The organism is Gluconobacter aidae (assembly GCF_009547075.1).
Lineage (GTDB): Bacteria > Pseudomonadota > Alphaproteobacteria > Acetobacterales > Acetobacteraceae > Gluconobacter > Gluconobacter aidae.
In genome coordinates, this window is record NZ_WIPH01000008.1 from 23,187 (window position 1) to 48,527 (window position 25,341).

26 protein-coding genes, 1 tRNA gene and 1 pseudogene are annotated in these 25,341 nt (G+C 60.2%); 14 read left to right on the top strand and 14 right to left on the bottom strand.

Going from position 1 to position 25,341, the window contains the following annotated elements; genetic code table 11:
* Positions 1-204 precede the first annotated feature (204 nt).
* Positions 205-831, top strand: a complete 627-nt coding sequence (gmk, locus tag GFJ39_RS05385; protein ID WP_153430384.1) for a guanylate kinase — start codon at positions 205-207, stop codon at positions 829-831.
* Here gmk and GFJ39_RS05390 read toward each other — a convergent pair.
* Together GFJ39_RS05390 and GFJ39_RS05395 are read right to left on the bottom strand one after the other, a co-directional pair.
* On the bottom strand, positions 821-1,765 hold the full coding sequence (locus GFJ39_RS05390) for a slipin family protein (protein WP_228391808.1): 945 nt from the start codon (positions 1,763-1,765) through the stop codon (positions 821-823). The genes gmk and GFJ39_RS05390 overlap by 11 nt on opposite strands.
* 5 nt (positions 1,766-1,770) lie before the next feature.
* Entirely contained in the window at positions 1,771-2,211 is a 441-nt protein-coding gene (locus GFJ39_RS05395) for a GntR family transcriptional regulator (protein WP_153430385.1), read from the bottom strand.
* Between the two features lie 160 nt (positions 2,212-2,371).
* On the opposite strand from GFJ39_RS05395, the gene hisG reads away from it, so the two are divergent.
* Entirely contained in the window at positions 2,372-3,097 is a 726-nt protein-coding gene (hisG, locus tag GFJ39_RS05400; RefSeq protein WP_228391809.1) for an ATP phosphoribosyltransferase, read from the top strand.
* Positions 3,097-4,389 (top strand): histidinol dehydrogenase, encoded by a 1,293-nt coding sequence (gene hisD / locus GFJ39_RS05405; protein WP_153430386.1) that lies wholly within the window; start codon positions 3,097-3,099, stop codon positions 4,387-4,389. The genes hisG and hisD overlap by 1 nt, the downstream gene beginning before the upstream one ends.
* A gap of 47 nt (positions 4,390-4,436) precedes the next feature.
* Here the strand turns inward: hisD and GFJ39_RS05410 are convergent, their stop codons facing one another.
* A complete protein-coding gene (locus GFJ39_RS05410; RefSeq protein ID WP_228391817.1) occupies positions 4,437-5,999 on the bottom strand; it encodes a phospholipase C in 1,563 nt (520 codons plus the stop codon).
* 172 nt (positions 6,000-6,171) lie between these two features.
* Positions 6,172-7,575 (bottom strand): cytochrome-c peroxidase, encoded by a 1,404-nt coding sequence (locus tag GFJ39_RS05415; RefSeq protein WP_228391810.1) that lies wholly within the window; start codon positions 7,573-7,575, stop codon positions 6,172-6,174.
* 390 nt (positions 7,576-7,965) lie between these two features.
* Here GFJ39_RS05415 and GFJ39_RS05420 point away from each other — a divergent pair, with 390 nt between their 5' ends.
* From GFJ39_RS05420 to GFJ39_RS05450, 7 genes are all read left to right on the top strand, one after another.
* The gene (locus tag GFJ39_RS05420; protein WP_153430387.1) at positions 7,966-8,406 is read left to right on the top strand and encodes a hypothetical protein; all 441 of its coding nucleotides are present in this window, start codon (positions 7,966-7,968) and stop codon (positions 8,404-8,406) included.
* A 127-nt stretch (positions 8,407-8,533) separates the two neighbouring features.
* Positions 8,534-9,862 carry a DEAD/DEAH box helicase gene (locus GFJ39_RS05425; protein ID WP_153430388.1) on the top strand — a complete coding sequence of 443 codons (1,329 nt, stop codon included), beginning with the start codon at positions 8,534-8,536 and terminating at the stop codon, positions 9,860-9,862.
* 166 nt (positions 9,863-10,028) lie between these two features.
* Positions 10,029-10,247, top strand: coding sequence for a translation initiation factor IF-1 (infA, locus tag GFJ39_RS05430; protein ID WP_007282896.1), 219 nt, complete (start codon positions 10,029-10,031; stop codon positions 10,245-10,247).
* Between the two features lie 13 nt (positions 10,248-10,260).
* On the top strand, positions 10,261-10,917 hold the full coding sequence (locus GFJ39_RS05435; RefSeq protein WP_153430389.1) for a Maf family protein: 657 nt from the start codon (positions 10,261-10,263) through the stop codon (positions 10,915-10,917).
* Positions 10,914-11,957: a ribonuclease E/G gene (locus GFJ39_RS05440; protein ID WP_153430390.1), complete on the top strand. Its 1,044-nt coding sequence runs from the start codon at positions 10,914-10,916 to the stop codon at positions 11,955-11,957. The genes GFJ39_RS05435 and GFJ39_RS05440 overlap by 4 nt, the downstream gene beginning before the upstream one ends.
* On the top strand, positions 11,954-12,133 hold the full coding sequence (locus GFJ39_RS05445) for a DNA gyrase inhibitor YacG (RefSeq protein WP_153430391.1): 180 nt from the start codon (positions 11,954-11,956) through the stop codon (positions 12,131-12,133). The genes GFJ39_RS05440 and GFJ39_RS05445 overlap by 4 nt, the downstream gene beginning before the upstream one ends.
* Positions 12,134-12,193: 60 nt before the next feature.
* Positions 12,194-12,269: transfer RNA gene (locus GFJ39_RS05450), tRNA-Phe, on the top strand.
* 148 nt (positions 12,270-12,417) lie between these two features.
* Here GFJ39_RS05450 and GFJ39_RS14505 read toward each other — a convergent pair.
* The 7 genes and pseudogenes from GFJ39_RS14505 to GFJ39_RS05485 all read right to left on the bottom strand — a co-directional run.
* Positions 12,418-13,401, bottom strand: a pseudogene (locus tag GFJ39_RS14505) (tyrosine-type recombinase/integrase); the annotation flags it as partial.
* Positions 13,398-13,667 carry a helix-turn-helix transcriptional regulator gene (locus GFJ39_RS05460; protein WP_153430392.1) on the bottom strand — a complete coding sequence of 90 codons (270 nt, stop codon included), beginning with the start codon at positions 13,665-13,667 and terminating at the stop codon, positions 13,398-13,400. The pseudogene GFJ39_RS14505 and the gene GFJ39_RS05460, both read right to left, overlap by 4 nt.
* Positions 13,664-14,887: a phage portal protein gene (locus GFJ39_RS05465; protein WP_194285300.1), complete on the bottom strand. Its 1,224-nt coding sequence runs from the start codon at positions 14,885-14,887 to the stop codon at positions 13,664-13,666. The genes GFJ39_RS05460 and GFJ39_RS05465 overlap by 4 nt, the downstream gene beginning before the upstream one ends.
* A 104-nt stretch (positions 14,888-14,991) precedes the next feature.
* Entirely contained in the window at positions 14,992-15,513 is a 522-nt protein-coding gene (locus tag GFJ39_RS05470; protein WP_194285301.1) for an HK97 family phage prohead protease, read from the bottom strand.
* Positions 15,514-15,537: 24 nt separating this feature from the next.
* Positions 15,538-16,782, bottom strand: a complete 1,245-nt coding sequence (locus tag GFJ39_RS05475) for a phage major capsid protein (protein WP_153430395.1) — start codon at positions 16,780-16,782, stop codon at positions 15,538-15,540.
* Positions 16,779-17,321, bottom strand: coding sequence for a hypothetical protein (locus GFJ39_RS05480; protein ID WP_062017294.1), 543 nt, complete (start codon positions 17,319-17,321; stop codon positions 16,779-16,781). The genes GFJ39_RS05475 and GFJ39_RS05480 overlap by 4 nt, the downstream gene beginning before the upstream one ends.
* Positions 17,322-17,415: 94 nt before the next feature.
* Positions 17,416-17,844, bottom strand: coding sequence for a hypothetical protein (locus GFJ39_RS05485; RefSeq protein ID WP_153430396.1), 429 nt, complete (start codon positions 17,842-17,844; stop codon positions 17,416-17,418).
* Positions 17,845-18,016: 172 nt separating this feature from the next.
* Between GFJ39_RS05485 and GFJ39_RS05490 the strand changes: the two genes are divergently transcribed.
* The gene (locus tag GFJ39_RS05490; RefSeq protein ID WP_153430397.1) at positions 18,017-18,724 is read left to right on the top strand and encodes a hypothetical protein; all 708 of its coding nucleotides are present in this window, start codon (positions 18,017-18,019) and stop codon (positions 18,722-18,724) included.
* A gap of 107 nt (positions 18,725-18,831) precedes the next feature.
* Here the strand turns inward: GFJ39_RS05490 and GFJ39_RS05495 are convergent, their stop codons facing one another.
* A complete protein-coding gene (locus GFJ39_RS05495) occupies positions 18,832-19,167 on the bottom strand; it encodes a hypothetical protein (protein ID WP_153430398.1) in 336 nt (111 codons plus the stop codon).
* A 2-nt stretch (positions 19,168-19,169) separates the two neighbouring features.
* Entirely contained in the window at positions 19,170-21,326 is a 2,157-nt protein-coding gene (locus tag GFJ39_RS05500; protein ID WP_228391811.1) for a phage/plasmid primase, P4 family, read from the bottom strand.
* A gap of 397 nt (positions 21,327-21,723) precedes the next feature.
* On the opposite strand from GFJ39_RS05500, the gene GFJ39_RS05505 reads away from it, so the two are divergent.
* The 3 genes from GFJ39_RS05505 (at position 21,724) to GFJ39_RS05515 (ending at position 23,262) form a co-directional block, all read left to right on the top strand.
* Positions 21,724-22,185: a hypothetical protein gene (locus GFJ39_RS05505; RefSeq protein WP_153430449.1), complete on the top strand. Its 462-nt coding sequence runs from the start codon at positions 21,724-21,726 to the stop codon at positions 22,183-22,185.
* 114 nt (positions 22,186-22,299) lie between these two features.
* Positions 22,300-22,929 (top strand): DUF1269 domain-containing protein, encoded by a 630-nt coding sequence (locus GFJ39_RS05510; RefSeq protein ID WP_153430399.1) that lies wholly within the window; start codon positions 22,300-22,302, stop codon positions 22,927-22,929.
* A gap of 72 nt (positions 22,930-23,001) precedes the next feature.
* On the top strand, positions 23,002-23,262 hold the full coding sequence (locus GFJ39_RS05515) for a hypothetical protein (protein WP_153430400.1): 261 nt from the start codon (positions 23,002-23,004) through the stop codon (positions 23,260-23,262).
* A gap of 120 nt (positions 23,263-23,382) precedes the next feature.
* On the opposite strand, the gene GFJ39_RS05520 is transcribed toward GFJ39_RS05515, so the two are convergent.
* The gene (locus tag GFJ39_RS05520; RefSeq protein ID WP_153430401.1) at positions 23,383-25,323 is read right to left on the bottom strand and encodes a glycoside hydrolase family 32 protein; all 1,941 of its coding nucleotides are present in this window, start codon (positions 25,321-25,323) and stop codon (positions 23,383-23,385) included.
* Positions 25,324-25,341 lie beyond the last annotated feature (18 nt).

Sequence of the window (25,341 nt, forward strand, 5' to 3'; positions counted from 1 at the left end):
GGGGCGTTGCCCCGCACCCCACAAAGGGGCTCGCCCCTTTGATCCCGATTCCAAATAAAGCGGTTTCCAAAGGCCCCCGGCCTTTGGCGGGTTTCAGGGCAGAGCCCTGAGCAGGCTCCGAATATCTGGCCAGAACAGCCCCTTTCACGCTAGACGCTTCGGCAGAACATTTCCGTCCGGTTCATTATTCCAAGGAGACACCCCATGACCCAACTGCCCCGCCGTGGCGTCTGTCTGGTGATCTCGGCCCCGTCTGGCGCGGGCAAGTCCACCATTGCCAATGCCCTGCGCGCTTCGGAGCCCACGCTGCGCCATTCCGTCTCGGTCACGACGCGCGGGCCCCGTCCGGGCGAAGTCGAGGGTGTGCATTACCATTTCCGGGACATCACCGAGTTCCGCCGCATGGCCGCGGATGGCGAACTTCTGGAATGGGCGGAAGTGTTCGGCCGGGGCTATGGCACGCCGCGCGCGCCGGTCGAGGAAGCGCTGGATGCCGGGCATGACATGGTGTTCGACATCGACTGGCAGGGTCATCGCCTTCTGCGCGCCGCCCTGCCCGATGATGTGGTGAGCCTGTTCGTCCTGCCGCCCTCACTGGAAGAGCTGGAGCGCCGGCTGAACAAGCGGGCTTCGGACCATCCGGAAGAAATCGCCAGACGCATGAAGGCCGCGCTGGACGAGATTTCCCACTGGTCCGAGTTCGATCACACGATCATCAACTCGGACCTCGACACTGCCATTTCGCAGGCCCGTTCCGTGCTCACGGCCGCGCGGCTTGCCACGCGACGTCAGCGCAACCTGCTGGACATGGTCGCCAGCTTCAGCCGCTGACCTCACTCTCGGCCGCCGGGGCACCCGCATCCGGCTGGACGGTCTGCATCGCGGCGGCGAAGGCCGTCGCGGATGTCATGGCATCCGCCATGGTGGTCGGCATCAGGATGGTGGTGCCGCGGTTCTTGTTCATTTCAAAAATACGGTTGATCTGAAGGATCTGGAGCGCGATCGGCGAGGCTTCGTAAGTCTTGGCCGCCTGCGCCAGTTCGTGCGCCACGTCCCGCTCCGCCGAAGCCAGCGTAACGCGGGCAGCACGTTCGCGCTCGGCCTGTGCCTGACGGCTCATGGCGTCCTGAAGGCTGTCGGGGAGCTGCACGTCACGGATCTCGACAGCCTGAACCGTAACGCCCCATTCGCGCGTCTTGCTTTCGATGAGGTCGCGCAGTTCCCCGTCAATGCGGCGGCGGTCCTCCAGCAGCGTGGCCAGATCCGAACTGCCGACAACCTCGCGCAGCGTCGTGAGCGCAACCATTGAGACCGAGCTTTCATAATTGTCGAGTTCCGTGATGGCCCGCAGCGGATCATGCACCATCCAGAACACGACCGCATCCACATCCACCGGCGTCGTATCGCGCGTCAGGGTCTGGCGCGTATGGACGGGCACCGTGCGGATACGCTGGTCCACGACGGCGTCGATCTGATCGAGGAACGGCACGATCAGGAACAGGCCCGGACCTCGCAGTCCCTGAATTTTTCCCGCCCGCAAAACGAGAACACGCTGCCAGGAATTGCACATCCGGAGCGACATATGCACGAGCACCGCCAGCACGAAGCCACCGATGACCCAGCCGGGTTGCCGCGTCAGAGCCGTCAGTCCGGCCGAGATCAGGACGATAGCCCCCGCAATGGAGGCGGAAATCGTGTTGAGGGGCAGTTTCCGATTCATGGACGGCACCAGCGACATGGAAGGAAGGACGGGAAAATCCGGCATGGACATCAGCCTTTGGCAGAGCCGCTCTCGGGCTCGGAGGGGGCGGGAGGCAGAGCGAGAAGATCGCGCATGGCAATGACGACCGCTTCGGGATCAAGACCCGCGGCCTGACTGCGGGCGATGGTGGAGGCCGCGAGCGCCCGGGCTTCCGCCGCTTTGAGCGCGCCGTCCGGGTGTGGCGGCGTGTCGCTGACGAAACTGCCCCGGGCCCGCAGTGTCCGGATCGCGCCCAGCCGCTCAAGCTCCGCATAGGCCCGCTGGACGGTGTTGAGATCCACCCGCAGATGAACGGCGAGCGCGCGCATCGTCGGCAGGCGGTCGTCGGGCTTCAGCAGCCCCGAACCGATGGCGGCCAGCACGCGCTCGCGGATCTGCACGCGCAGCGGCAAGGCGCTGGCGTCCGAAAGCGGGGTGGGGAAGAGGTATGTTTTTATGTCAGCAGACATGCATACAAAACTGATCTGCTTTCAGAACATCCGTCAAGAAGATTCCGCGTCAAAGCCTCATTGGAGCCGTTTGAAACCGCGCAAGGCTTGGGAAGACGCCGGCTTCGTGATATGCGCTGCCGTTCCCAGTGCCTGCGGACAGCCAAGGATCAGACGTCGCATGACAGCGCTCCAGACCGACCCCCCGATCGTAAACCGGAACGGAACGGACGTGACCGCGCATCATCACACGCCACTGATCCTCGCCCTTCCGAAAGGCCGCATCCTCAAGGCGCTCGCTCCGGTCCTGACGCGCACGGGTATCGAACCTGATCCCGACTGCCTGACCGAAAGCAGCCGGCGCCTGCGCTTTGGAACTTCCGATCCCAATCTGGACGTCGTGCGCGTCCGTTCCTTCGATGTCGCGACCTTCGTGGCCTATGGTGGTGCCGATATCGGCGTCTGCGGCGCGGACGTGCTGATGGAGTTCGATTATCCGGACATCTATGCCCCGCTCGATCTGGGGATCGGCGGCTGCCGCATCTGTGTGGCGCGTCCAAAAACCATGACCGAGGACCCGTCCGACGGTCAGTCCCGCCTGCGGGTCGCCACGAAATACCCGACCATCGCCCGTCGCCATTTCGCATCCCGCGCCATCAACGCCGAGATCGTGCATCTGAACGGTGCAATGGAACTCGCGCCGACGCTGGATCTGGCGAGCGTCATCGTCGATCTGGTCGATACCGGCTCCACCCTGCGCGCCAATGGCCTGATGGAAACCGAGACCATCGCCCATGTCACGAGCCGACTGATCGTCAACCGCGTCGCGCTCAAGACCCGGCCTGAAGAGATCAGTGCCCTGATCGAGCGCTTCCGTACAGCCCTCGCCACGGAGGGTGCGGTCTGATGAAACGCCTCGATACGTCCGCAGCCGGTTTTTCCGCAGACTTCGCCACGCTGCTCGCCGCCCGTGGAAGCGACGAGCGCAGTGTTGCCGAACCGGTCCGTGCGATCCTCGCAGACGTCCGCAGCCGGGGCGACGAGGCCCTGTGCGACTATACCGCCCGGTTTGATCGCCTGACACTGCCGGCTGAAAAGCTGCGGATCAGCGCCGAAGAAATCGCCTCCGAAGCCGCGCGCGTCCCGGCGGACCTGATGGATGCCCTGCGCATCGCCGCACGCCGGATAGAAACCTTCCATGCTGCCCAGATGCCAAAGGATCTGGACTTCACGGACGAAGACGGCATCCGCCTCGGCATGCGCTGGACCCCGCTGGATGCGGTCGGACTTTATGTTCCGGGCGGCAAGGCGGCCTATCCGTCTTCCGTGCTGATGAACGCCCTGCCCGCCCGCGTGGCCGGCGTGAAGCGGCTGGCCATGTGTGTGCCATCTCCGGGCGGCGTGCTGAACCCGCTGGTTCTCGCGGCAGCGCAGCTTTGTGGCGTCACGGAAATCTACCGGATCGGTGGCGCGCAGGCCGTGGGCGCCATGGCGTTCGGCACAGACCTCATCGCCCCGGTGGACCGCATCGTGGGGCCGGGCAATGCGTATGTCGCGGAAGCCAAGCGGCAGGTCTTCGGACATGTCGGCATCGACAGCATCGCCGGGCCGTCCGAAGTCGTGGTCGTGGCCGACGGGCAGAACGATCCCCGTCTCGTAGCCCTCGATCTGCTCGCACAGGCCGAGCATGACGAGCAGGCCCAGGCCATCCTCATTACGACGGATGCCGACTTTGCCGATCGCGCCGCCAAAGCCGTCCGCACGGAACTGAAAACGCTGCCCCGCGCCGCCATCGCCACGAAAAGCTGGGACGATCATGGTGCGGTCATCATCGTGCGCTCGCTTGAGGAAGCCGCCGAGATCGTCAACGCACTGGCACCTGAACATCTGGAAGTCATGCTCGACGCGCCGCGCGACTTCTCGGCCATGATCCGCCATGCGGGCGCGATCTTCATGGGCCGCTACTGCCCCGAAGCCGTGGGCGATTATGTCGGCGGCCCGAACCACGTCCTGCCGACCAGCCGAACGGCGCGGTTCGCCTCCGGCCTGTCGGTGTTCGACTTCATCAAGCGCACCACCACCATCGAAACCGATGAAGCCGGTCTGCGCCGGATCGGCCCGGCCGGGGTGGCGCTGGCAAAGGCCGAAGGACTGGACGCCCATGCGCTCAGCCTGTCGGTCCGGCTGGAAAAGAACTGATCCAGCCTCCAGCCGGGCGGTTCTGACACCTCCCGGCACATTCCGCTTTACCGGAGCGAACCCGTATCCGGGTCCAGGACCAGAGGCGTGGTGTTCGGCGTCTGCGTGAAGTCGAACATCATATTGATCTGGCCCGAAGCCGCATCAAACGAGCCGCCACCAAGGCGCTTTCCGCCCAGCCAGTTGTCTTCGATGAAGCGCACCACGGAAGCCTGACTCGTCAGGTCATGACTGACGAAGTTCCGGCGGGCATACGGAGAGATCACGATGAGCGGGATGCGCGTCCCCGGCCCGCAACGTCCATTGACCGGCTTGCCCGCCACACCTTTCGGAGCAGACCCCACGATTCCGCAGATTCCGGCGCCGTTGAGCTGGTCGGCGGTGCTGTCGAACGAGCCCCGGAGCGGTTTGTGGAACGCATGGTCATACCAGCCATCGGAGTCATCATAATCGATGATGATCGCCGTGCTGGCCCATTCCGGCTGGCTCTGGATGAAGTTGACGAGCGTCACGATCCCGCTCTGTTCATCCAGCGGGTCCGAGTTGCCAGGATGACCGTCCTGATAGGCGGGCATCTTGATATAGGAGACCGCAGGGAAATTTCCCGCCTTCACGGCCGTATAGAAATCCTTGATATCATACTGATGGTTGGCTGGGTCCCGCGTCGAGGTTCCTGGGATCGTGCTGAAACCGATCGAAGCCGTGGAGTTCGGCCGGGCATGCGTCGGGTTGGACGTGCTTGCGAAATACTGGAACCAGGCATGATGCGGAACATAATCCGTGCGGGTTCCCACCGTCTCGGAATAGGTACTGCGACGACATCCTGTGGTGTTATTCGCGTTCGTGAGCGTCAGGTCGAAGCCGCCCATGAAACCACCCCAGGAGATCCCCTTCTCATTCAGCAGATCGCCGATATTTTTGGCATTGATCCGCACCTGTGACGGGGTCGAGCACCTGTCGTAAGCCGGATCCTCATCGTTAATCAGGGTATATCCGCCCTGCCCGTCATGGATGTAGGCACTCCCGAGCATATTGCCCGCGATGGGCTGAAGACCATTGGTCTGGCCGGCCACAACCTCAAGCGCACCTGGCGTGGACGGGCCGTACGTATCGCTCCAGTTATTGTCGCTCATGGCGTAATGCTGGGCGTAATTCCAGAGTGCGGTGACCGTGTTGCCGTCAAAATACCCCAGCACCTGGCCTTTCGTCCCGAAAGCACCCTCACTGCCAGATGAGGCAGATCCGGTATATTTTGGAAATAGATCCATCTTTCCGCCATCGTAAGCCTGCTGTTCCGGCGTATAGCTATGGTTCTGATCCGCGGTATTCGCCTGCGTCCGATCGAGACGGAACGGAAGTGCTGCTCCGGCTCCGTTCGCCGGACCGGAATTCGGATTGCTCGCAAGGAGATTGGCGCTCGTGAGATTGTTGACGAAAGGCGTATCAGCCAATGCCGTGAAAGCAGGTTCACCGCTCACATTCGCCGCTCTGGGATAAGTTGCGAAATAATGGTCGAATGAACGGTTTTCCTGAAATATCACCACGACATGCTTGATGGGCGTCGCAGTCTGATAGGACCCTGCCGCAGGGGGAGACGCCGCCAGCCCCATGGATGGAAAAAGAATGGAGCCGGACAGAAGGACTGCCAGGCCGGATTTTGCTCGTTGTACGCTCTTCATGAACACCTCACGGAACCTTTCCTCACTACGATCAACCGGTTTGACAAAAACCCTGAACACCACGCCCTTCGTCCGTCCTGATGTTTCCGGCTTGTGGAACATGTCATCCATCCTGTCGCTTCCCTGTCTGTCCCGTGACGGCGTCCGCCGCAGGAGCCGGAGCATCCGCGTCTGTCAACGTGCCAAGAAACGCGATGATCGCGCGGCGTTCGCTTTCGGTTAATGCGGGCGTCTCTCCGCGCCTGCGGTCAAACGGCGCGTCTATCGTGTCAAGATTGGAGCGGTATTTTTCCGGGATATCGTCATACACCTCGATGTTCCCATCTGGTGCGCGGGGATAGAACTTCTCAGGTTGAAGATCCCGGAGCACATAAAAATCCAGAACAGCTTCGAGCGTGTGAAAAACACCGTTATGAAAAAAGACATGACGCGTCGCGACATTGCGCAGGGTCGGTGTCACAAACATTCCGCAATAAGCCGCAAAGGCTTTCCGACCGTCGGGCCGACTGTCGCACACCCCGAGATCGTCATAGCTGGCGACGGCATTGCGGCTGATCGCCATGTTGCGCGGGGCACCCAGCGCTTCATACTGATGATCGGTGAAAAGCGGCGGCAGACCATCGCGAGTGATGTGATCAAGGTGACACGCCGCACAGTTGCCTTTCCGCGGATCGTTGAACAGAAGATATCCCTCGCGTTCGAGCGGCGTGAACCGGGCTTTCCCTTCCAGCCAGGCATCAAACCTGCTGGAATATTCGTGAAAATGACGGTCTTCCAGCTCATAGCGCCCAATCGCGAACAGCGCCTCTTCCCGCAGGAAGGCAGGATTCGTCTCTCCGCGCGCACCAGCCAATGCAAGAAGGGCCTCACGGTAAGGCGCCATGTTCAGCCGCGCGGTGACGCGCTCCGGCGTGGATGCCATTTCATCACGGTCAAAAAGGGGGCCTCCAGCCTGTTGCTGAAGCGTATCGACCCGACCATCCCAGAAAAATCCGCCCTGTGGAACGATATGCGCGGCGGATGACGCCGTATCCGTAGCGCTTTTGCTGCCACGCCGGTTTCCCGTACTCGGCACACTGATGACGCGCGGTGCAACATCGTCATCTCCCAGATCCGGCCCGATACTGAACGGCGGCATGCGCTCCAGATAGGTCAGCGTGGGAATTGCGCGCCGCCCCTGCCGGTGCAGATCCGCCCCGCCTTCGAAAACGGACGCATCGCCCGTCGGCCCGTAATGGTTCGCCGGATCATGACAGGACGCGCAGGACAGTTTACCCGAACCCGAAAGCGCCCTGTCGTAAAACAGCATGCGCCCGATCTGCGCCATCTGCGACAGAGGTGCCTGTCTGGGACGATGAAAGATCTGGGGGCAGGGATTGCGACCATCCGGCGCGGGGTCACAGACATCCTGAGACACCAAAGGCGATACAGGTGAGGATTGCGCCTCACAACCGGCGCCGAACACCGTCAGGCCAAGGACTGCACTGACACACCGGATGGTCCGCATCACGCTCCTCACAGGAAACGCGTTCATTCTCCACCGCGCACATGCACCGTTTCCTGATCCCGTCATAACCAAAGGTCGTACCATACTGAAATGCGGGTGCTTCCTTAATTGCCGGTCCTGAGCCAGTTTTCCCGATCAGTTCCGACCAAGGAGTCATGGCGGCGTCCGGGACAAGGGCTGATAACGGATTCAGCAGGGAGGGGGATGTGACAGTTTCATGAACCTCAACCTGTGGTTTTTCGCTCCCTTCTCCTATGACCACAGCGCTGATGCAGTCCGCACGACGCTCGCATACGCCTTTCGGATCTGAAATCAGGCAAAGGACGCAGAAAGTTTTCACCCACGATCCGGAATTACTTTAGGCTCCGTCCTGAGAAGGAGAAATCAGTCATGGCCCAGTTGTCGATCGGTGATCGTGTTTCGGACCTGAAGGGCACGCATGACGGCAGGCTGGTCGATATCGACGGCACCACCGGCTATGTGGAGCAGGCCAATGGCGTGGAGATCGAGTTTCCGCTGAGCCAGCTCAAGCCTTACGAGCCCCCGAAAATAGCGCAAGAGCGCACGCTCTCCGGCCCCCTGCGGGACCGGCTTCTGAATCCCGCGCAGAGAGCCCTTCTCGCCTCGGTCCCCGCCTCCCTCCTTGCCGCAATCGCCAAAAGCTACGATGCGGGCAGTGAGGGCCCGGGATCGCGGCCACCCTTCGCGGCACTTCCGGAGTCCAAACGCCTTGAGGCCATCCGGATCTATCTGCCCACGCTGCCGCAGCGGCTTCTGGCGTCACACATGTCTCTGGTCGTAGCCATGCGCGATATTTCAAAACTCTCCTGACAAACCGGGCCGGCACGCTCTTTCATTACGTTGACCGCGGGCAGCATCATTCGTACAAGCCCGTTTTCTGAATCCGCGAAGCCCGATCAGGCGCAGCTCTACTCAGCGCCGGAGGCGCCGTTTCATCATGTCCCCGACTTCCGCTACGCCTTCTGACGTGACTTTTGCCGATCTCGCCCTGGCGCCCACGCTTCTCCGCGCGCTGGACGAAGCGGGTTACGTCAAGCCTACGCCCATTCAGGCCCGGTCCATCCCGCTGCTTCTTGAAGGCCGCGATCTGCTCGGCCTGGCCCAGACAGGCACCGGCAAGACGGCCTCTTTCGCGCTGCCCCTGCTGCACCGGCTCGCCGCAACGCCCCGCCCCGCGCCCAAGAACGGCGCGCGCGTTCTGGTTCTCGCACCGACACGCGAACTGGTCTCCCAGATCGCGGACGGGTTCGAAAGCTTCAGCCGTCACCAGCCAGTGCGCGTCACCACGATTTTCGGTGGTGTCAGTCAGGTGCATCAGGTCAAGGCGCTCGAAGACGGCGTGGACATCATCGTCGCCGCACCGGGCCGTCTGCTGGACCTGATCGAACAGGGCCTGTGCGACCTCTCTCAGCTTGAGGCGCTGGTGCTGGATGAAGCCGACCAGATGCTGGACATGGGCTTTGCCAAGCCGATCGAGCGCATCGTCGCAACACTCCCCGCAGACCGGCACACGGTGCTGTTTTCCGCAACGATGCCGAAATCCATCGCAGCCCTCGTCGAGAGCCTTCTGCGTGACCCGGCAAAGGTCGAGATCGCACCGCCATCGAGCACGGTGGACCGGATCGCGCAGTCGGTCATGTTCCTGAATGCCTCCGACAAGAAGGCGGCTCTTCTGGCGCAGCTTCAGACGCCGGGCATCGGTCAGGCCGTTGTCTTCACATTGCAGAAGAACATCGCCAACGAGGTCTGCACCTTTCTGACGGAATCCGGAATCACGGCCGAGGCCCTGCACGGCAACCGGTCGCAGGGCCAGCGCGAGCGCGCTCTGAACGCCTTCCGCGAAGGCGAGGTGCAGGTTCTGGTGGCGACCGACATCGCCGCGCGCGGCATTGACGTCGATACGGTCACGCATGTCATCAACCACGATCTGCCGAGCCTGCCGGAGAGCTATGTGCACCGGATCGGCCGCACGGGCCGCGCGGGCCGCAGCGGTTTTGCCATCACGCTGTGCGATGCCGAACAGCGCGCCTGGCTGCATGCCGTGGAGCGCGAGATCGGCCGGACGCTGGACGTTCATGACAGCCATGAATGGCACTCGGAAGAGGCGCGGAACTCCACCCTGCGCCCGCCCGTGCTCGGGGGTGGTCCAGTCAAGCAGGTCAAGCCGCAGAAGGTGCGCGAGCGCCGCGTCTGGACCGAAGAGGAAAAGATGGCCGCCCGGGCGGCGGCTCAGGCCGGAGCGCAGGGTGTTGGCAAAGCCTCCTGAAAACCACGCCGGGCCAGCATAAAAACCGCAAGAATCCCGGGACAGGGGCCGGTCGCGCTTGACCTTTCGTCTGACAGTCCGCACATAGCGGGCTGGATTTTCTGGCTCCGCACCGGAGCCACTGCCGCGCGCAGATCATTACCCTGTCCCTGAAGCAAGGATTCACATGTCAAAAGAAGACCTGATCGAGTTTACCGGCACCGTCATGGAACTGCTCCCCAACGCCATGTTCCGCGTCACGCTCGACAACGAGCACACCATCCTCGCCCATACGAGCGGCAAGATGCGCAAGAACCGCATCCGCGTTCTGGCCGGTGACCGCGTCAACGTCGAAATGACGCCCTACGACCTGTCCAAGGGCCGGATCACGTTCCGATTCAAGTAAGACAGTCCGCCGCATGACCGCATCCCCGTCTTCCGCAGAAGGGTCATCCGGCCTTTTGGACCGTCCGAAGCTCGTTCTGGCCTCCGCCTCCCCGCGCCGCCTGAGCCTGCTGGAACAGATCGGCATCGTGCCCGACGCCGTCGTGAGCGCCGATATCGACGAAGAACCGCGCCCCGGTGAACTGCCGCGTCCGCTCGCGCAGCGTCTCGCCCGCCAGAAGGCGGAGCATGTGGCCGCGCAGCGCACGGATGCGGCATTGGTCATCGGCGCGGATACCGTGGTTTCGGTCGGTCGGCGCATCCTGCCGAAAGCGGAAGATGAAAAGACGGCCCGTGCCTGCCTGAAGCTGCTGTCGGGCCGCCGCCACAAGGTGCTGACGGCCGTGGTCCTGCGCCCGAGCGCGGGCTGGCCACAGGGCGCACCCTGCGAGCGGCTGGTGGAAACCTCCGTCATCTTCCATCGCCTGACGGACGCGCAGATCGACGCCCTGATCGCGCAGGGGGACTGGAAGGGCAAGGCGGGCGGTTATGCCATCCAGGGCGCGGCGGCCGCCCATATCCGCCAGATCGGCGGCAGCTATTCCGCCGTCGTGGGACTGCCCCTGTTTGAAACGGCCCAGCTCCTGCGCGGCCAGCCGGTCGGCAAGCCCTCAGGTGGCTGGATCGCATGACCGAAATCCGCGCAGCCTGTTCCCCGGGCGAAATGCGGATTGCCGTCACGGACCATGACACATTGCTGGATGCCGCGATCTGGCGTCCCGGCTGCCCGGATGGTCTGGAAGACTGGCATGTCGTCCGCGTCCAGAAAGCTGCTCCCGCCCTGGGGGGAGCGTTCGTCCTGCTCGAAGACGGCCAGAGCGGCTTTCTTTCCACCCGCGACACCCTGGTCGAAGGGGCTCTAACCGCAGCGCGTGTCAGCCGCGCCGCCCAGAACGGCAAGGGCCTGCGCCTGCGCCGGGCGGACATGCCCGTTGAAATCCCTTCCGGCCCCAAGCTGCTCGAACGCGGACCAACCCCGCTCGACGAACTGGCGGACCGCTATCCGGAGGCTCCGGTTTTCGTGGACGATCCGGGCATTGCCGCAAAACTGCCCGTCCGGCTGCGTCCGCGCCTTCAGCGCTGCCAGCAGGCATTCGATGGCGCGCTTGAGGCCGATTTCGACAGTCTCGGCAGCCCCGAGGCCGATCTGGGGCTCCTGACCGCCAGCATTTTCCCGACCCCCGCCCTCGTCGCCATCGATCTCGACAGCACCGGCGCCCCGGACTTCAAGGGCAATGTCGCAGCCTTCCCCGAACTGGCCCGTCAGATCCGCCTGCGAAATCTTTCCGGCACGATTCTGTTAGACCCGGCGGGAGTGAAAACGCGCAAACGCCCTGCCCTGATCCCCTTCCTGCGTGAGGCTCTGGCGGGCGATCCCCTGAAACCGGATGTCCTCGGCGCCACACCGTCCGGCCTGCTGGAACTGACGCGCCCGCGCCGCCGTCCCCCCTTGCATGAACTCCTGTCCTCCCCACATGGGCAGGCACTGTCCATCCTCAGGACGATCCTGCGCGAAAACCGCCCCGGCCGGACGCTGACCGCCTCGATCGGACTCGTCACGGCGCTGGAAAACGACCCCGACGCCCTGGCGGATTTCACATCCCGCCGCGCCCGGCCGCTGGACCTTGTCCTTGATCCCAATGCCCCACCCGCAAGCTGGAGCCTGTCATGAGCAACGCCGCCTGCCCGATCTGCCATCGCCCCACCGACCCGCAGTTCCGGCCTTTCTGCTCCCGCCACTGTGCGGATGTCGATCTGGGCCGCTGGTTCAGCGGGACCTACCGCGTTCCGTCCTTCCGTCAGGACAATGATGAAGAACCGGACGAATATCGCGACAGGGAGGGTTGATCCCGCCTCAATCATCAGTTAAACCCCATCTCCGCAACGGGGTCCGCCCTGAAGCTCGGTGCCCAAGTAGCTCAGTTGGTAGAGCATGCGACTGAAAATCGCAGTGTCGGTGGTTCGATTCCGCCCTTGGGCACCACATCATTTCCGTTTCCTTTGAAATCAATACCTTGAGTGGCACTTTTGCCCCACTGGCTATTTTTGCCTGTTGAGTGGGACATTCCGCCTTCTACAATTCGGGCAAATGCGCGCTCGGCTAGACGCTTCTGATCGACGGCAAGCGTGTAGCGCTGGACCTCTTTCAGAGACCTATGGCCCGTCACCGCAGCAATCTCATGAGCAGTGCAGCCCATCTCGGCCAAACGAACCGCCGCCGCCTTCCTGAGTCCGTGTGACGAGCATTGCGGCAACCCCGCCGCATTGCACCAATCCCGAAATTTATTACCGAAACTCTCAGGAGTGTAAGGCTTGCCGCCTATTCCCTGAATGAACGTCTCTCCTGACATCGCGCCTGGCGTCGCCTCAATAATCCGCCGAAGTTCAGGGATCACCGGCAACGTCAGAAGCACCGGCTTGCGCTTGCCGTTTTTCACTTGCGTAAAAGTCAGCGAGCCGTTGCGCATATCTTTCATTCCAAGACGCACAGCATCGCTCCGGCGCTGGCCCGTATAGAACAGAACAGCAAAGGCCAGACGCGCAGGAGAGCCGATATGATAAAAGGCCTCGAACCTCTCAATTTCCGCCGCCGTCCAGCTATGAAAGCCTGTTCCGGCACTTGGAATATAAGACACTTCTCGCGCCGGATTCTTGTCCAGCATTCCGCACTGTACGCCATATGCAAACAGCGCCCGCAACGCCTTGAGAATACCGTTTCCGGCCTCCGGCCGACCTGCTTTAGAATCTCGCAAAGCCGCGACATGCTTTGGCTGAAGAGTGCTGATTAAGAAAGCGCCACATCGCTCGCACAAATTGTCCAGAATGCCTCTACGAACATACTGAGTTCTTACGTCGAGCCGACCGAACACCGCCGACTGATAGTATTGGACGCACAGATCCCGAAGGCTTCCAGGAACCACCGTTTCCCGCCTTGAAGGAACAGGCTGGATCTCGCCTGCCATGGCACGCCGGTATTCTTCATCAAACTCTGGTGTGCCAAGCATCTGACGTAACCTGATCTTTCGATGACCCGGACGCCGCAGATACAACCTTACATTTCCATGCCGATCCGTATCTTCTGAGAGATATTTGTAGTGTCGGACGACCTTCATCATTTCAGCACCGCATCCCACTCATTACCGCCGTCAGACGGGCTTGCAGCACTATCGGTTTCCATCTTCACGCCGCTTAAACGCGCAGCAGAAGCCACAAGCGCCGGCCGGAACCACAAGACAATCTTGCCGAAGCGAGCCGGGCGCGGCGCATGGCCTTCCTCGACCATCCGATCAAAGGTTGATTCACTCACCCCCCAGAACGCCGCCGCCGCGGATCGCCGGAGAAAAATAGGCACCAAACCGGGCGGGAGATGATCGTATTTCACGCGCTTGCCCCTTCATTTTGATGCGTGCCAGGAGCCGGAAGACCGTCACCAGTATGACCGGGTTTCGGCGCGAGAGATGGCATACCAGGCGCATCCGCAGGCCAGTTCGGTGCGCTACCCGTTCGCAATGCATCACCATCAGCATGCGAAGACAGGCCAACCGCGCTGCGTGCTTCATTGGCTGTCATGATGCCGCTCTGCACCTGAGCGCAGTTAGCCGCTGCCACCGCGCTATAATTGCCACGCAATAGGCCGCCCATATCAATCAGAAGATGATACCCGGCAGGTAAGACCGCTTGGTCAAATTCAGCCTCAATCGCAGACACGATAGGCGCCAGCGTGAGCTGAGCGAAAGCCGCCAGATAAGGCGACAAATCCGCAGGAAGCCGGTCCCCTAATTGAATCAGAGGTTCTGGAACACGAAACAGACGGCAGATTTCAGCAACGCCAAATTGGCGGCTTGAAAGAAATTCCGCATCCGCGCTGTTCAAACTGGCCTGCTTAAACGACCATCCACCTTCGAGAAGTGGAACCTTGCCCGCGTTCAATGCGCCGGAGTAATCTAGAAGAGATGCCTTAGCCAGCTTGCGCTGTTCGTCTGTTAGGTAGGAGGGCGACGATAGATAACCTGAAGGCCGCATCCCGTTGCGCCAGGTCTTTTCCGCTACCTTGGACATCTCAAGGCTTTCGCGCACGACACCAGCCGCCCGCGCCAGCACGCTTCGACCGATGAGGCCATTATCCGACCGGGCCTTAATGTGAAGCACTTCCGTATCGAGCAGACGCGGCGGCAAACCTAGAAGCTGAGTTTCAGGCGTCGAGGTCACAAGGTCGAACACAAGCCGAGAATGCGCGCCTACACCAACGACTTGCGGACTAAGCCACGTCCAGGGAATAGGTGTGAGGCTGACGACAGCCCCACGCGCATCTTTCTTGATCCAAGAAACGGAATTGCCCTGCATCTGCAAATCAGCGACGACCTGCATACAGAATGACGGCCAGCTTTGCCTTATGTTCGGGCGTGAGATCAGTTTGACGGCTGGCAACGTGCCCTGAGCGGCCTGTCGTCCATCTTCAGCATCCGCGACGATAGAAGCAGGAAGGCTTGCAATCGACGCGGTTATGATTTCAAGGCAAGCAGTAACAGCGGACAGGCTTTCAGAGAGCCATGCAGGCACCGGACCATGCGCCGTCTGCGTCGCCCCCAAACCTACGCTCACAGAACCCCAGCCGTCAGAATACCGGCCTGAAACCCGGCTTTCTATCGACAAAACAGGTTCTTTCCGCGCACGACTCCGAGGCGTTGAATTCGTGAAAAAGCCCATTACAGCCTCAACATCGTCAGAACGCGGTCCCGGTATCGCTCTACCTGGTAAATCTCACCAAGCGGACGACTACGCGGCTCCACGAAAGTTTCGGCATAGGCGGGATGCGAAGAGATGATGGAAATCTCGTGCAGCCGCGCCCCGTGAATGATCCGGGTTTCTCGCCCGTGCCATTCGTCAACAGCATCAGAAAAGCCAATGCTTACGCCGCCAAGATCGCCACGCTTGGCCATGGCATGCACATCCCGGCCACGTTCGGTATCTGGCAGATCAAGAGCAAAGTGCAGCCCATCGGCCCGGTCTTCGAGTTGCAAGGTGCCAGAGCGCGTGCGCCCTAACAGCTTGGCAGCATCATGATCCTGCAACGCCAGAATGTCCTGACCATCGCAGGCCGACCGGAGCGCATGGGCTGTAAATCGTTCGGAGAAATTGCCGATCTGCGCGGGCTTGTCATAAGGCACCGCCAGACCCCGGAGAGTAAGGCCATTTCCGGCAGGCGTCACACCTGCCGAAAAGCGCATTTCCATTATCCCGCGCGGCATGGATCAGCCCCCAACCGCAGCTTTAGGGGTAAGAGTCGAGAATGCCTGCGGACGGCGAACCGCCACATCGGCGCTCTGGATCACCCGGATCTGCACGTTGCCGCGCTGGAAGGCTTCGGACGCATATGGATTGACCAGGATTTCCACGACACCCCACATGCCGATCAGGAGGTTCGTCCAATCACCCAGGACAAGAGAACCGGCCGGAACGTTGGTGCTCCATTGTGCAGGTAGGCCCGCCAGCGTTCCATCATCCATGATGAACCCAGCACCGACCGACGCAGCCTTCGGAGTCGCCATTAAGGATGCGCGAACACCTGCACCAATCGCCCACCCATTCGGCACCGCATTGGCCGTTTCCAGATCCGTTAGGCGGGCAAGAATTTCCGGCCAGGACAAACTTCCTGCCGTGTAATCGGCATTATGTGCAGCCTGCGGAATGACACCTTTAGGTGTGAAATTGGTGCCGTCACCTGCCAAGGCCGCAGCATCCAGCGCCTGCGCCATGACTGCCAACAGATCAGATTGGACCAGTTCCTGAGCGGCGGGGCTGGAAAGCATCAGCGTATTTCGGCTGATTTCAGCGATTGATCCGCATGTCTTCGGACTCATGACGATGCCGTCATAGGTCGGATTTCCCGCAGGAAGAGGCTGGTTTTCCCCAACCCATGCCGCCTGCGCCGCAGCCGTCTGGCGGGGAATTCCGATATTGCCGGAAAGGCCATCCAGCACGACCGCGCCAAGCTGTTGTGTAATCAGGCGCGCCCGCAGAAGGCTGACGAACTGGTCCGGGCGCTGTTGTGTCGGGATCAGGCTCGCAGCTTCACCAGCAGTCCCCTGAGCACCAGTCGTCAGCGTTGCTCGGGTTTCCAGATTAGGCGTGAGGTCCACCAGAATGCCGCCTGCCTGCGGCTTCTGGCCTGTACGACGCTCGATCTCGGCAGACATTTCACGCGCACGCCCGGTCCGATCATCATCCGTGATCCCGCGCACCTGGGCACGGACCGCATCGACCAGAGTGAAGCTGTTGCGCGCCCGCTGGTAATGAGCATCGCCAGACAGCGAAACACCCGGTGCCGAACGCGCTAGATCGTCCAAGGCGCGTTGACGGGTTTCACGGGCCTTGAGCGCATTGGCTTCCGTTTCCAGGTCAGACCAACGCTTGTCGATCTCCGGGCCGCTCTGGCCCTTGATCGCTTCCATGTCCGCCAAAACGGCGGAAAGAGTGCGGGTTGCAGAGCTATTCATGCCACACCGCCAACATCGTGAGAGTGAGGGCCAACATTCGCTTCCAGCGCCTCGTCCATACGCTGCACAACGGCATGCACGTTGATAACGTGGAAAGCGTTGAGAGCCGACACGTCTTGCTCACCGGCAGCGGCAGCTAGTTCCAAGTCAGAGAGACCAGCCAGCACCGAGGCTGTTTCAGAACCATCGAAATGGACCAGATACGTGCGACGGCCGCCCTTGAGCAGTTCCCCAGGCACGAAGCCGGGAAGCGGACCAATTTCGGAACGTCCGACATAGGCAAAGCCAGCAGCAACCTTTGCCGCGAGAGCCACGGGCATGCCGAGGCGCTGCCCTTCGGCCACAAGACCCGTCTGGATAGCCTGACGCCGTGAGAAAATGATCGCGCCGCCACGGCCAGAAGTTTCTTTCTGGTCCAGATCGGCAAAGATGATGTTGTCTTCTCGTTTGACCCAGCCAAGCAGAGTACCGCGAGAAATCTTAGCGCCCGCGCATAGATGAGGCAGGCGGTAGAGATGTTCGTCATTATCGACAGACATTGAGCGTCCTTTCAGGTGGAGGTTATTCATCCGATAACTTTTTCGGTTTATCGTGAACCCAAACCTAAAAACAAGAACAAAGGTGGGACATTCGTCAGACCGTCAGCAGGTCGCGCAAAATAGAGGCCGTCAGGCTTTCATCCCAATATTCGCTCTCGACAGATGGTGGATCGCCATCCCAGACCGTGAGTGCGTGAGCCTTTGCTTTAAGTCCCGTAACGCTCCTTGATTTGGTCCGTACAATTTCTCGCAAAAGCGGACCTTGAGCGGCAATGATCGGCGCTAGCGCGGTATCTTGAGCGTTGTCATCACCCTGAATTGCATACACGACCTCGTGAAAGGCTTGATCAAGTCGAAGGAACTCGCTGCACAGCGCAATCAGATGCGCGTCCGATTTATGACCTTCCGGCTTCGCAGGTGCGGCGGACAGGCTTTCGGGATTTGCGAGGGATGCGGTAGCGATGCCGCCAAGCAGGACGGTCCCGAGGGCCGGGAAAATGTCACGGCGATTTACTGAGCGCATGATATGCGGCTCCTGTAGCTTTCGTTGCCGAAAATACCTGCTGTTGAAGGCAAGCACTCCGGGGGTTCAACACCTGGCTACAGTCAGGCCGGTAGGGCTTTAAGGTTGCCCTCTGGACATACCCCTAACGCCCCCGGAGCGAATTTATTTTGCGGATTAAGGCGTCCGTGCCATGCCCGCTGTAGCCATTCATGGAGTGTTGAAGCTCCTCTTGCACCGTGCCAACCTAACTTCAAACTGTCAATCAAAAGGTAAGGCCATGCAAAAAGTTCAGGTCGCTAGAAGCCTACTCGGTACAGCTCTAGACCTTTTTATCCAAGACCTTGATCCAATCTCAGTGCATTCTCTGGCTTGTGGAGGATGTGAAATAATTGAAGGACTCGCCACTCACGAACAAAGAAACTCTTTTTCATCTCAAATGATAGACGCAAACCCTCAACTGACATTGCGAAATTTTCGAACACAAAGGGGATCAATATGGAACGCATTCAAACATATTACACAACTAGACCGAAAAACATTACGTGACGATAAATCTATACTTGAGAGTTTTTCAGATAAAGAAAATGACGCCGTTTTATTAACAGGATGGCTTGATTACGCTGAATACAATAAATCTCTACCAAAAGAAGCTAAAGTTTTTATACTGTGGTTCTATTCAATAAACAAAGAACACTTGGATAAAGAATTATTTGAAACAATAATTAGAAATTCTGAATTTTTGTTTCCACAAATTAACAGAAAACCGCGAAAAGAGCAAAAAAACATACTTTTCGATAAATGCTCGGAAATTTCAGACCCGTTTAACGCTATTAAATACTTAAAAGGATTTAATGTAATATCTGAAACAATCCCCCTTTCTTCAGAAACTCAATATTGAATTTTTGATTTATTTGATTGTTTTCAAAGATCTGCAAAAAATCCACGCGTGAGCCTGACGCGGTGCCGGTGCCCGCCCCTCGGTCATTGCTCACCCTCCCCCCGTTTTCAGTGCCCGGTCCGAATTCTGCGCGCCAGGCGACGGATGCCCCAGACTGCATCCGCTTTCGCCAGGTGAAAGGCTTCCGGGTTTCGATGGCCAGGCAGAAGCCGACAAACGGCCTCTGCAATCGCGTCTAATTCATCGCCTTGTGTCGGATGTGTCGGATGTGTCGGATTTTCCCTATAACCCTTATATGCGCGCACGCGTGTAGGGCGATAATAGGTTTTATCCGACACATCCGACACACGTGACACACCATCCAATGAAAAACGGCGGTTTCCCGTCATTTCTTCATTTCGTTCTTGTGTCGCATCGACTTTCTTTGTGCTGGGCTGCATCATGGTTATTGATCCGCCCACGACATCGGTTTGACTTCCAAACCACGAAAACCGCGTTGACCGCGTGCTCCTTTTGGGTTGCGACAGAGAACAAACCCACGCTTCTGCAAAGCAGAACTGAACCGCTTTGCGGACCCGATCTCTTCCCCCGAACGCTTGGCGAATTCAGACCAACTGGCAAACAGTGCCTGCGTCGTGTCCTCATGCTCTGGCGATACATTGCAGGCTGTATCGAGCCACTGACCAAGCACGTCCTGCTCTGAGAAGTATTCCGCCGTAGCATCCACGACAGCACGCGGACGGACCAAGCCATTCATCTGCCAGTCATACGCGCCCTCAATCATCCAGCGCAGAATTGCAGGCCATTCATCACGCAGCCTTGCCTCAAGACGCGGATCAGGCATTTCTGGCCTTCGTTCAAAGCCGAGAATGTTGAACCGCCGCCGCATGGCTTCATCGACCGTGTGCAGGATCGGTTTATGATTCCCGACGATCATCAGCTTGAAGGTAGGCCGGTACTGAAAGAAGTCCTGACGCATGAAGCGTGCCGTGATCGTATCGCCGCCCGTCAGCTGTTTGATCCGTGCTTCAGCCCATGGGCGACCTTCTTCGGTTTCGGAAGCCGTCACCAGACGCGCACCACGCAACATAGCCAGATCCGTAGGGTGACGATCCACGCCAGAAGCAACGAACGTCTCCATCGCCGCATTGCTCGCATAATCACCGAGGATGCCTGCAACGGTATTGATAAACACTGACTTACCGTTTCCACCTGGGCCATAAATGAACAGCAGCGCGTGTTCCCTAGTATCGCCCGTTAGGCAGTAGCCACACCAGGCACGCAGAAAGCGGATCATCTCATGGTCACCGCCTGTCGCATCAAACAGAAAGCGGTCCCAGATCGGACAATTTGGCTGTTCTGCTGGTCGCACAGCAACATGCCGTGTGATATAATCTTCCTGACGTGCTGTTCTTGATTGCGTAGTACGGAGGTCAACGGTTCCGTCAGGCGTGCCAAGCAAGAGCGGATCGGTGTCCCAGATCGCGGAAGTTACCGCAAAGGCGCGTGCAGTCTGAGCAAAAGTCTCGACACCTCTTGCCGCACTTGCACGCGCCATGATCGCCGCAGTCTTTCCATCCGAATTTGACGACACCAACTCACGGGCAATCGTTCGGCACCAGTGATAGGCCAGCCGGGTTTCTTCACGCTTCCAATGAGAGCCAGCCCATTCAAACCATGCCCCGACATTATGATCGTAGCGCAGTTGGTCTGCGAACCGGGCTTCAAAAGCCAATGCAATGCCGTCTTCTGTCGGTGGGAATGCTGAAATATCCACCTGAGCAGCAGGAGCCTTTTGCTCGACCTTATCCGCCAGCCTCTGCAATTCCTGAGCCGTGCCGCCTTTCCGCAGCCAGTCCACAACATCGCCTTTGATCGGCAGATCAGGCAGCGTGAGCACGCGCAGACGCTCAACCAGCCCTGACAGAGACTTGCAAACCTCGTCTGCATGCTTCCGGCCGGGATCATCATTATCCGGCATGACGACCACGCTCGCACCCTTCAAGGCCGTGCCGTAATCATCATTCCACTTTCCAGCGCCACCAGGCGAACAGGTTGCCGTCAGGCCGATAGCTTCCAGAGCATGCACGCTCTTTTCGCCTTCGACGATCCAGACAGTTTCTCCCGCTTCCATGGCCTGCAAGACACGCGGAAGACGATAGAGAACGCGCTTTGCACCCTTAGCGCCCCATTTCCAGCCGCCTCGACCGTCAGGGGTCTGCTGTCGGAAGTCCTTTGGCTCAAGCCGGACGACACGAAACAAGACTTCTCCATCCGCCGACACATAGGCGTAATTTTCGACCACGCGAGGCTTCGAGCGCGGCTGTTGGTCCCGTTCAGGCAAAAACCCACCGTCTCGCAGCCACTTTGCCGCTGCTGACTTGTCCAAGGACTTTTGCCGCATGACCAGTTCGATCATGCCGCCGCCAGTCCCGCTTTCATGGTCCTGCCAGACGCCCTTCTGCACATCGACAGCGAGGCTACCCCGTGAGCCGAAGCGCAACTCCTGAGGTTTGGAGAGCTTCCGATTCGGGCCACCTAAAAGAGCCAGCGCAACATCTCTGGCGTTCGCTTGAAAAGGCGAACTTTGAACGCTGTTCATCTCCGCCTTCCGATCAAAAAAGGTGAGACAAACAGAAGAGAATTTTCAATAGAAGCGCAGGAAGAAAGATCGCCCACTCTCGAATAACTATTTGATTTTGGGGCCTTTATCGAGGCCGCCCTTGGGCACCATTTACACATCCGCCAGAGTGCGGGAAAGCCTGAAAATCCCCAGAAATCAGCCAATGTTGTTTCCGCCCATGTGCGGTGACAGACAGCGACAGGCTGTGTCTTCTGGTCACACCCGTCCATCCAGACCGCTGACCGGTAAAGGGAACACGAATTGTCCCTTGAGATGTGCATCCGAACCGGGGTCGGAGGCGTTGTCTCTTCAGACGTCAGTCCGCCACCGGCTCTCCCGGGGGGACTGACTATGAAAACAGACAGAAGGTTTCATGATGTCTTTCAATATCAGCCGCCGTGGTCTTGCCCTCGCCACCGCTCTTTTCGGAGCCGGTCTTGTCGCAACCCCCGCCGTCCGCGCTGAAGATACGCTTGGCGCCCCGGTCGGACACATCACGCTTGCCGCTCATTCGGCGGATATCGGCGTTGGCTATACCTGGGGTGACGGAACCCTGACCTATGGCCATCACACCTATCATTTCAAGGTCAGCGGCGGGAACATCGCCGCTGTCGGCTACTCCGCCCTGAAGGCCGAAGGCACCGTCTACAACCTGAAGCACCTGCATGATTTCGACGGCAGCTACGGCTCCCTCGCTGGGGAAGCGACGCTGGACAAGGGTCTGGGCGGCGCGGTCCTGTCCAACAGCAACGGCGTGCGCATCAAGATCGAGACGGCGACGAAAGGGGCACGTCTGGCGGCGGGTGCGCAGGGTCTGACCTTTACGCTGAGCCGGTAATCTGGTGTCCTCCTGCCGCAGCCTTCCGGGAAGGCTGCGGTGACAGGCCGGACACTCCCCCGCGTGCCCGGCTCTTCCTGCATTTTTTCGCGGGGGAGCGGAGCGTGACAGATCATGGATACCAATATTCTTGTTCTCTCCTTTACCGAGCAGAGCAAGGCCTTCCAGGCGTTTTCCGAACTGCGGGAACGGGCTGCGGACCAGAAGCTGGTCGTCATCAACGAGGCCGTCGTTGAGCGCGATACGGCAGGCAACCTCACTGTTCACGATAACTGGGCCAACGGCTCTTCCGGCGAGCAGGTTCTGAACGGAACGCTTCTGGGTTCACTCGTCGGGCTTCTTCTGGGACCGCTGGGCGTGCTGCTCGGGGCGTCGATGGGCGCTCTCGTAGGGTCCAGCCTCTCGGTCGAGGACGCGGCGATCCGCAAAAGCCTTCTGGCGCAGATCGCATCCGTCATTCCCGTGGGGACGACGGCCGTGATCGCGACGGTTCAGGAATATGTGCCGCAGGTCGTGGACGATCTGGCGGCGTCGCTGGGCGCATCGCTGGTGCTGCGTCGGCCGATCGAGGCCGTGGAGCGCGAGGTTCTGGTCCAGCAGAAGGCCCAGGCCGCCGCGGCAGCCGAAGCCGAGCGTGTTCTCGTGCAGCAGCATTCGACCGAATGGCACGAACGCATCAGCGAGTGGCAGAAGCAGGTTTCGACCAGCCTTCACAATCTGAAGAACAGGATCACGGGCGGCTGAGACCGTTACGCTCTTGATCTGAGCCTATGATGCGGGCCATCGTGACGAAACATTCCCTTGCAGGATGTCGTCATGATGGCCCGTTTTCGTATGCTTTTCCTGCTGGCCGGTCTGAGCACGTTTTCAGCAGCGTCCGCCGCTCTTGCGCCACCAGCCGTTCTGGCGCCGTTTATTCATGACGGCAGTTTCGTGCCCGGCGATTACGGGTTTGTCCGGGGTGCTTTCTGGTACAGCACGCAGATGTTGATCCGGTTTTTCAGGTCATGGCGCTTCGTCAGCTTGAGCCGTTTGCACGGTCGGGTCAGTTTCCGAAACAGGAATATGCGCTACTGACGGACCGGGTCATGCTGGCGACGACCGGAAAGCAGCATTATGGCTCCCAGCTTTCATGTCAGAACCACCATTATGCGCCCTATTCTCTGGATGCGGGCGGGTGCAGGGCAGCGCCCCGCCTCAGACGGCAGTTGGACGATCCATGGTCTTGCGTAGCGGATACAGCGCCAGTTCCTCGATTGTCGCGCCGGTATTGGTTGCCTGAAGGCCCAGCGTCGTCAGCGGATTGGCCGGGAAGACCAGAGCCGTGGCGACAGAGAGGCCGTCATTGGCGAAGAGTTCCAGTGCGCAGGCATCGAGCACCAGACGCAGGGAGAAGCGGCGGCTGTTGGCGATCAGGGGCGTGGAAAAGCGCTCCGTGAAGAACGGCTGGGAGAAGCCATGCAGATCACCGCGGTCGAGCCAGAGCTGACTTGAGAAAGCGTCGAAGCCGATGGAGAGGGACTCTCCCTGCCCGTTCGAGAACATGATGACGAAGCGGCCCGCGCGGCCCTGTTCGCCGTCCGGCTGCGGGTTGCTGCGTTCATCGACGGTGACGGTCAGGAGCAGTTCGATGGCGGTGCCGGTGGGGAGCGCGACCTGCACACCGCTCTGGGCGGCGATACGGCCCACTTTGAACGGGATCTTCTCGCCCCGGAAGGCTTCGAGCCCATAGGGGCGCTGGACCAGACGCAGCCAGTTCATTTCGTCGCGGCGCAGGGACATGCGGCGCGGCAGCGTCATGAGACCGCGCCAGCTCCGGTTCGGGACTTCCTCGCAGTACTGCCAGTTGCCAAACCAGGCGAAATAGACCGCCCTGTTGTCCGGCATGCTGTCATAGACCTGCATGGCGTAGCTGTCCTTGGCGAAGTCCGTCAGGCCAATCACCGTGTTGTCGGGCGTAAAGCGTTCGCCGTCGAAATCCCCCACGAAATACTGCGTGACGCTACCGCCCAGCGGACCGCCCGGATTGACGGAGACGAACAGGACCCATCGCCTGCCTTTCTCATCGCCTTCGATGTCGAGTTCGATGAGATTGGGACATTCGTAGTCCACGCCGAACAGCCCGGCGGGGCCGAAGCTGCTGAGATGCATCCAGTGCAGCAGGTCGATGGAGCCGTAGAACAGCACCTTGTGAGCCCGCGCGCTGGCCACGACCATGATCCATTTTCCGCTGGGCTCATGCCAGAAGACCTTGGGGTCGCGGAAGGAATTCACGCCGATATTCAGGATCGGGTTGTGGTCATAGTCGATGTAATGCTGGCCGCCATCGGGGCTCCAGGCGATGTACTGCGTCTGGCTCTGCGGCGTGGCACGGGTATAGATCGCGACCAGTCCACCGGGCATGGGCGGGAGCGCGGGCGGGGCGGCATGGATTTCACTGCCGTTCGAAGGCGCATAGACCGAACCGAACGGGGCAGAGGCGTTCGGGCCGAGCGCGGGTATGTGGTCGGGAGCGTAGGGCGTGTCGGATGTGGTTTTCCCGAGTTCCGGGGCGAGCGCCTGCACTGCGGCCTGCGTGGCCGTCGGGGTTGCCGGAATAGTGGCGGGGGCGGCCGGTTTGCGGGGCGGGAAAAGGCCCGAGACGTTGTCGCGGTCCAGCACGACACAGCCGGTATAGGCCTCGCCCGCTGCCGTCTGGTCGATGGCGATGGGCTGATCCTGCCAGGTGTAGAGATCCGTGCTGGTGGCGTGGCCCCAGTGGACGCGGCCGGCGTAAGGGGCGGTCGGGTCATACTGGTAATAGAGATGGTAGGTCTGACCATCGAAAATCAGGCCGTTGGGATCATTCATGAAGCCGGTGGGCGGCGAGAAATGAATGGAGGGACGGTAGAAGTAGTCGCTCTGGGTACGGATGACGGGCCTGTTATTTGCACCGGGCTGATCGGCGGGTTCGATATGCGCATTGCTCGGCTGATGGCCGTGAGGCGTGAGCGCGTCTTTCGGCGGTTCGTCGGCGGCGCTGGCATTCCCCGTCAGACGCAGGCTGCTGCCGACGGTTCCGGCAACGGTTCCGGCGGCAAGAAGGGATGTCAGGGCCCGGCGGCGGCCCGGGACTAGCAGGTCATTATGGTCTGTCATGGCGGACAGGATACATGA

Bases quoted from the DNA above. Each gene is read 5' to 3' on its own strand.
- gmk (WP_153430384.1), top strand. From the start codon at position 205: ATGACCCAACTGCCCCGCCGTGGCGTCTGTCTGGTGATCTCGGCCCCG.
- GFJ39_RS05390 (WP_228391808.1), bottom strand. From the start codon at position 1,765: ATGCCGGATTTTCCCGTCCTTCCTTCCATGTCGCTGGTGCCGTCCATG.
- GFJ39_RS05395 (WP_153430385.1), bottom strand. From the start codon at position 2,211: ATGTCTGCTGACATAAAAACATACCTCTTCCCCACCCCGCTTTCGGAC.
- hisG (WP_228391809.1), top strand. From the start codon at position 2,372: ATGACAGCGCTCCAGACCGACCCCCCGATCGTAAACCGGAACGGAACG.
- hisD (WP_153430386.1), top strand. From the start codon at position 3,097: ATGAAACGCCTCGATACGTCCGCAGCCGGTTTTTCCGCAGACTTCGCC.
- GFJ39_RS05410 (WP_228391817.1), bottom strand. From the start codon at position 5,999: ATGGGGCTGGCGGCGTCTCCCCCTGCGGCAGGGTCCTATCAGACTGCG.
- GFJ39_RS05415 (WP_228391810.1), bottom strand. From the start codon at position 7,575: ATGCGGACCATCCGGTGTGTCAGTGCAGTCCTTGGCCTGACGGTGTTC.
- GFJ39_RS05420 (WP_153430387.1), top strand. From the start codon at position 7,966: ATGGCCCAGTTGTCGATCGGTGATCGTGTTTCGGACCTGAAGGGCACG.
- GFJ39_RS05425 (WP_153430388.1), top strand. From the start codon at position 8,534: ATGTCCCCGACTTCCGCTACGCCTTCTGACGTGACTTTTGCCGATCTC.
- infA (WP_007282896.1), top strand. From the start codon at position 10,029: ATGTCAAAAGAAGACCTGATCGAGTTTACCGGCACCGTCATGGAACTG.
- GFJ39_RS05435 (WP_153430389.1), top strand. From the start codon at position 10,261: ATGACCGCATCCCCGTCTTCCGCAGAAGGGTCATCCGGCCTTTTGGAC.
- GFJ39_RS05440 (WP_153430390.1), top strand. From the start codon at position 10,914: ATGACCGAAATCCGCGCAGCCTGTTCCCCGGGCGAAATGCGGATTGCC.
- GFJ39_RS05445 (WP_153430391.1), top strand. From the start codon at position 11,954: ATGAGCAACGCCGCCTGCCCGATCTGCCATCGCCCCACCGACCCGCAG.
- GFJ39_RS05470 (WP_194285301.1), bottom strand. From the start codon at position 15,513: ATGCGCTTTTCGGCAGGTGTGACGCCTGCCGGAAATGGCCTTACTCTC.
- GFJ39_RS05475 (WP_153430395.1), bottom strand. From the start codon at position 16,782: ATGAATAGCTCTGCAACCCGCACTCTTTCCGCCGTTTTGGCGGACATG.
- GFJ39_RS05480 (WP_062017294.1), bottom strand. From the start codon at position 17,321: ATGTCTGTCGATAATGACGAACATCTCTACCGCCTGCCTCATCTATGC.
- GFJ39_RS05485 (WP_153430396.1), bottom strand. From the start codon at position 17,844: ATGCGCTCAGTAAATCGCCGTGACATTTTCCCGGCCCTCGGGACCGTC.
- GFJ39_RS05490 (WP_153430397.1), top strand. From the start codon at position 18,017: ATGCCCGCTGTAGCCATTCATGGAGTGTTGAAGCTCCTCTTGCACCGT.
- GFJ39_RS05495 (WP_153430398.1), bottom strand. From the start codon at position 19,167: ATGATGCAGCCCAGCACAAAGAAAGTCGATGCGACACAAGAACGAAAT.
- GFJ39_RS05500 (WP_228391811.1), bottom strand. From the start codon at position 21,326: ATGAACAGCGTTCAAAGTTCGCCTTTTCAAGCGAACGCCAGAGATGTT.
- GFJ39_RS05505 (WP_153430449.1), top strand. From the start codon at position 21,724: ATGTCTTTCAATATCAGCCGCCGTGGTCTTGCCCTCGCCACCGCTCTT.
- GFJ39_RS05510 (WP_153430399.1), top strand. From the start codon at position 22,300: ATGGATACCAATATTCTTGTTCTCTCCTTTACCGAGCAGAGCAAGGCC.
- GFJ39_RS05515 (WP_153430400.1), top strand. From the start codon at position 23,002: ATGATGGCCCGTTTTCGTATGCTTTTCCTGCTGGCCGGTCTGAGCACG.
- GFJ39_RS05520 (WP_153430401.1), bottom strand. From the start codon at position 25,323: ATGACAGACCATAATGACCTGCTAGTCCCGGGCCGCCGCCGGGCCCTG.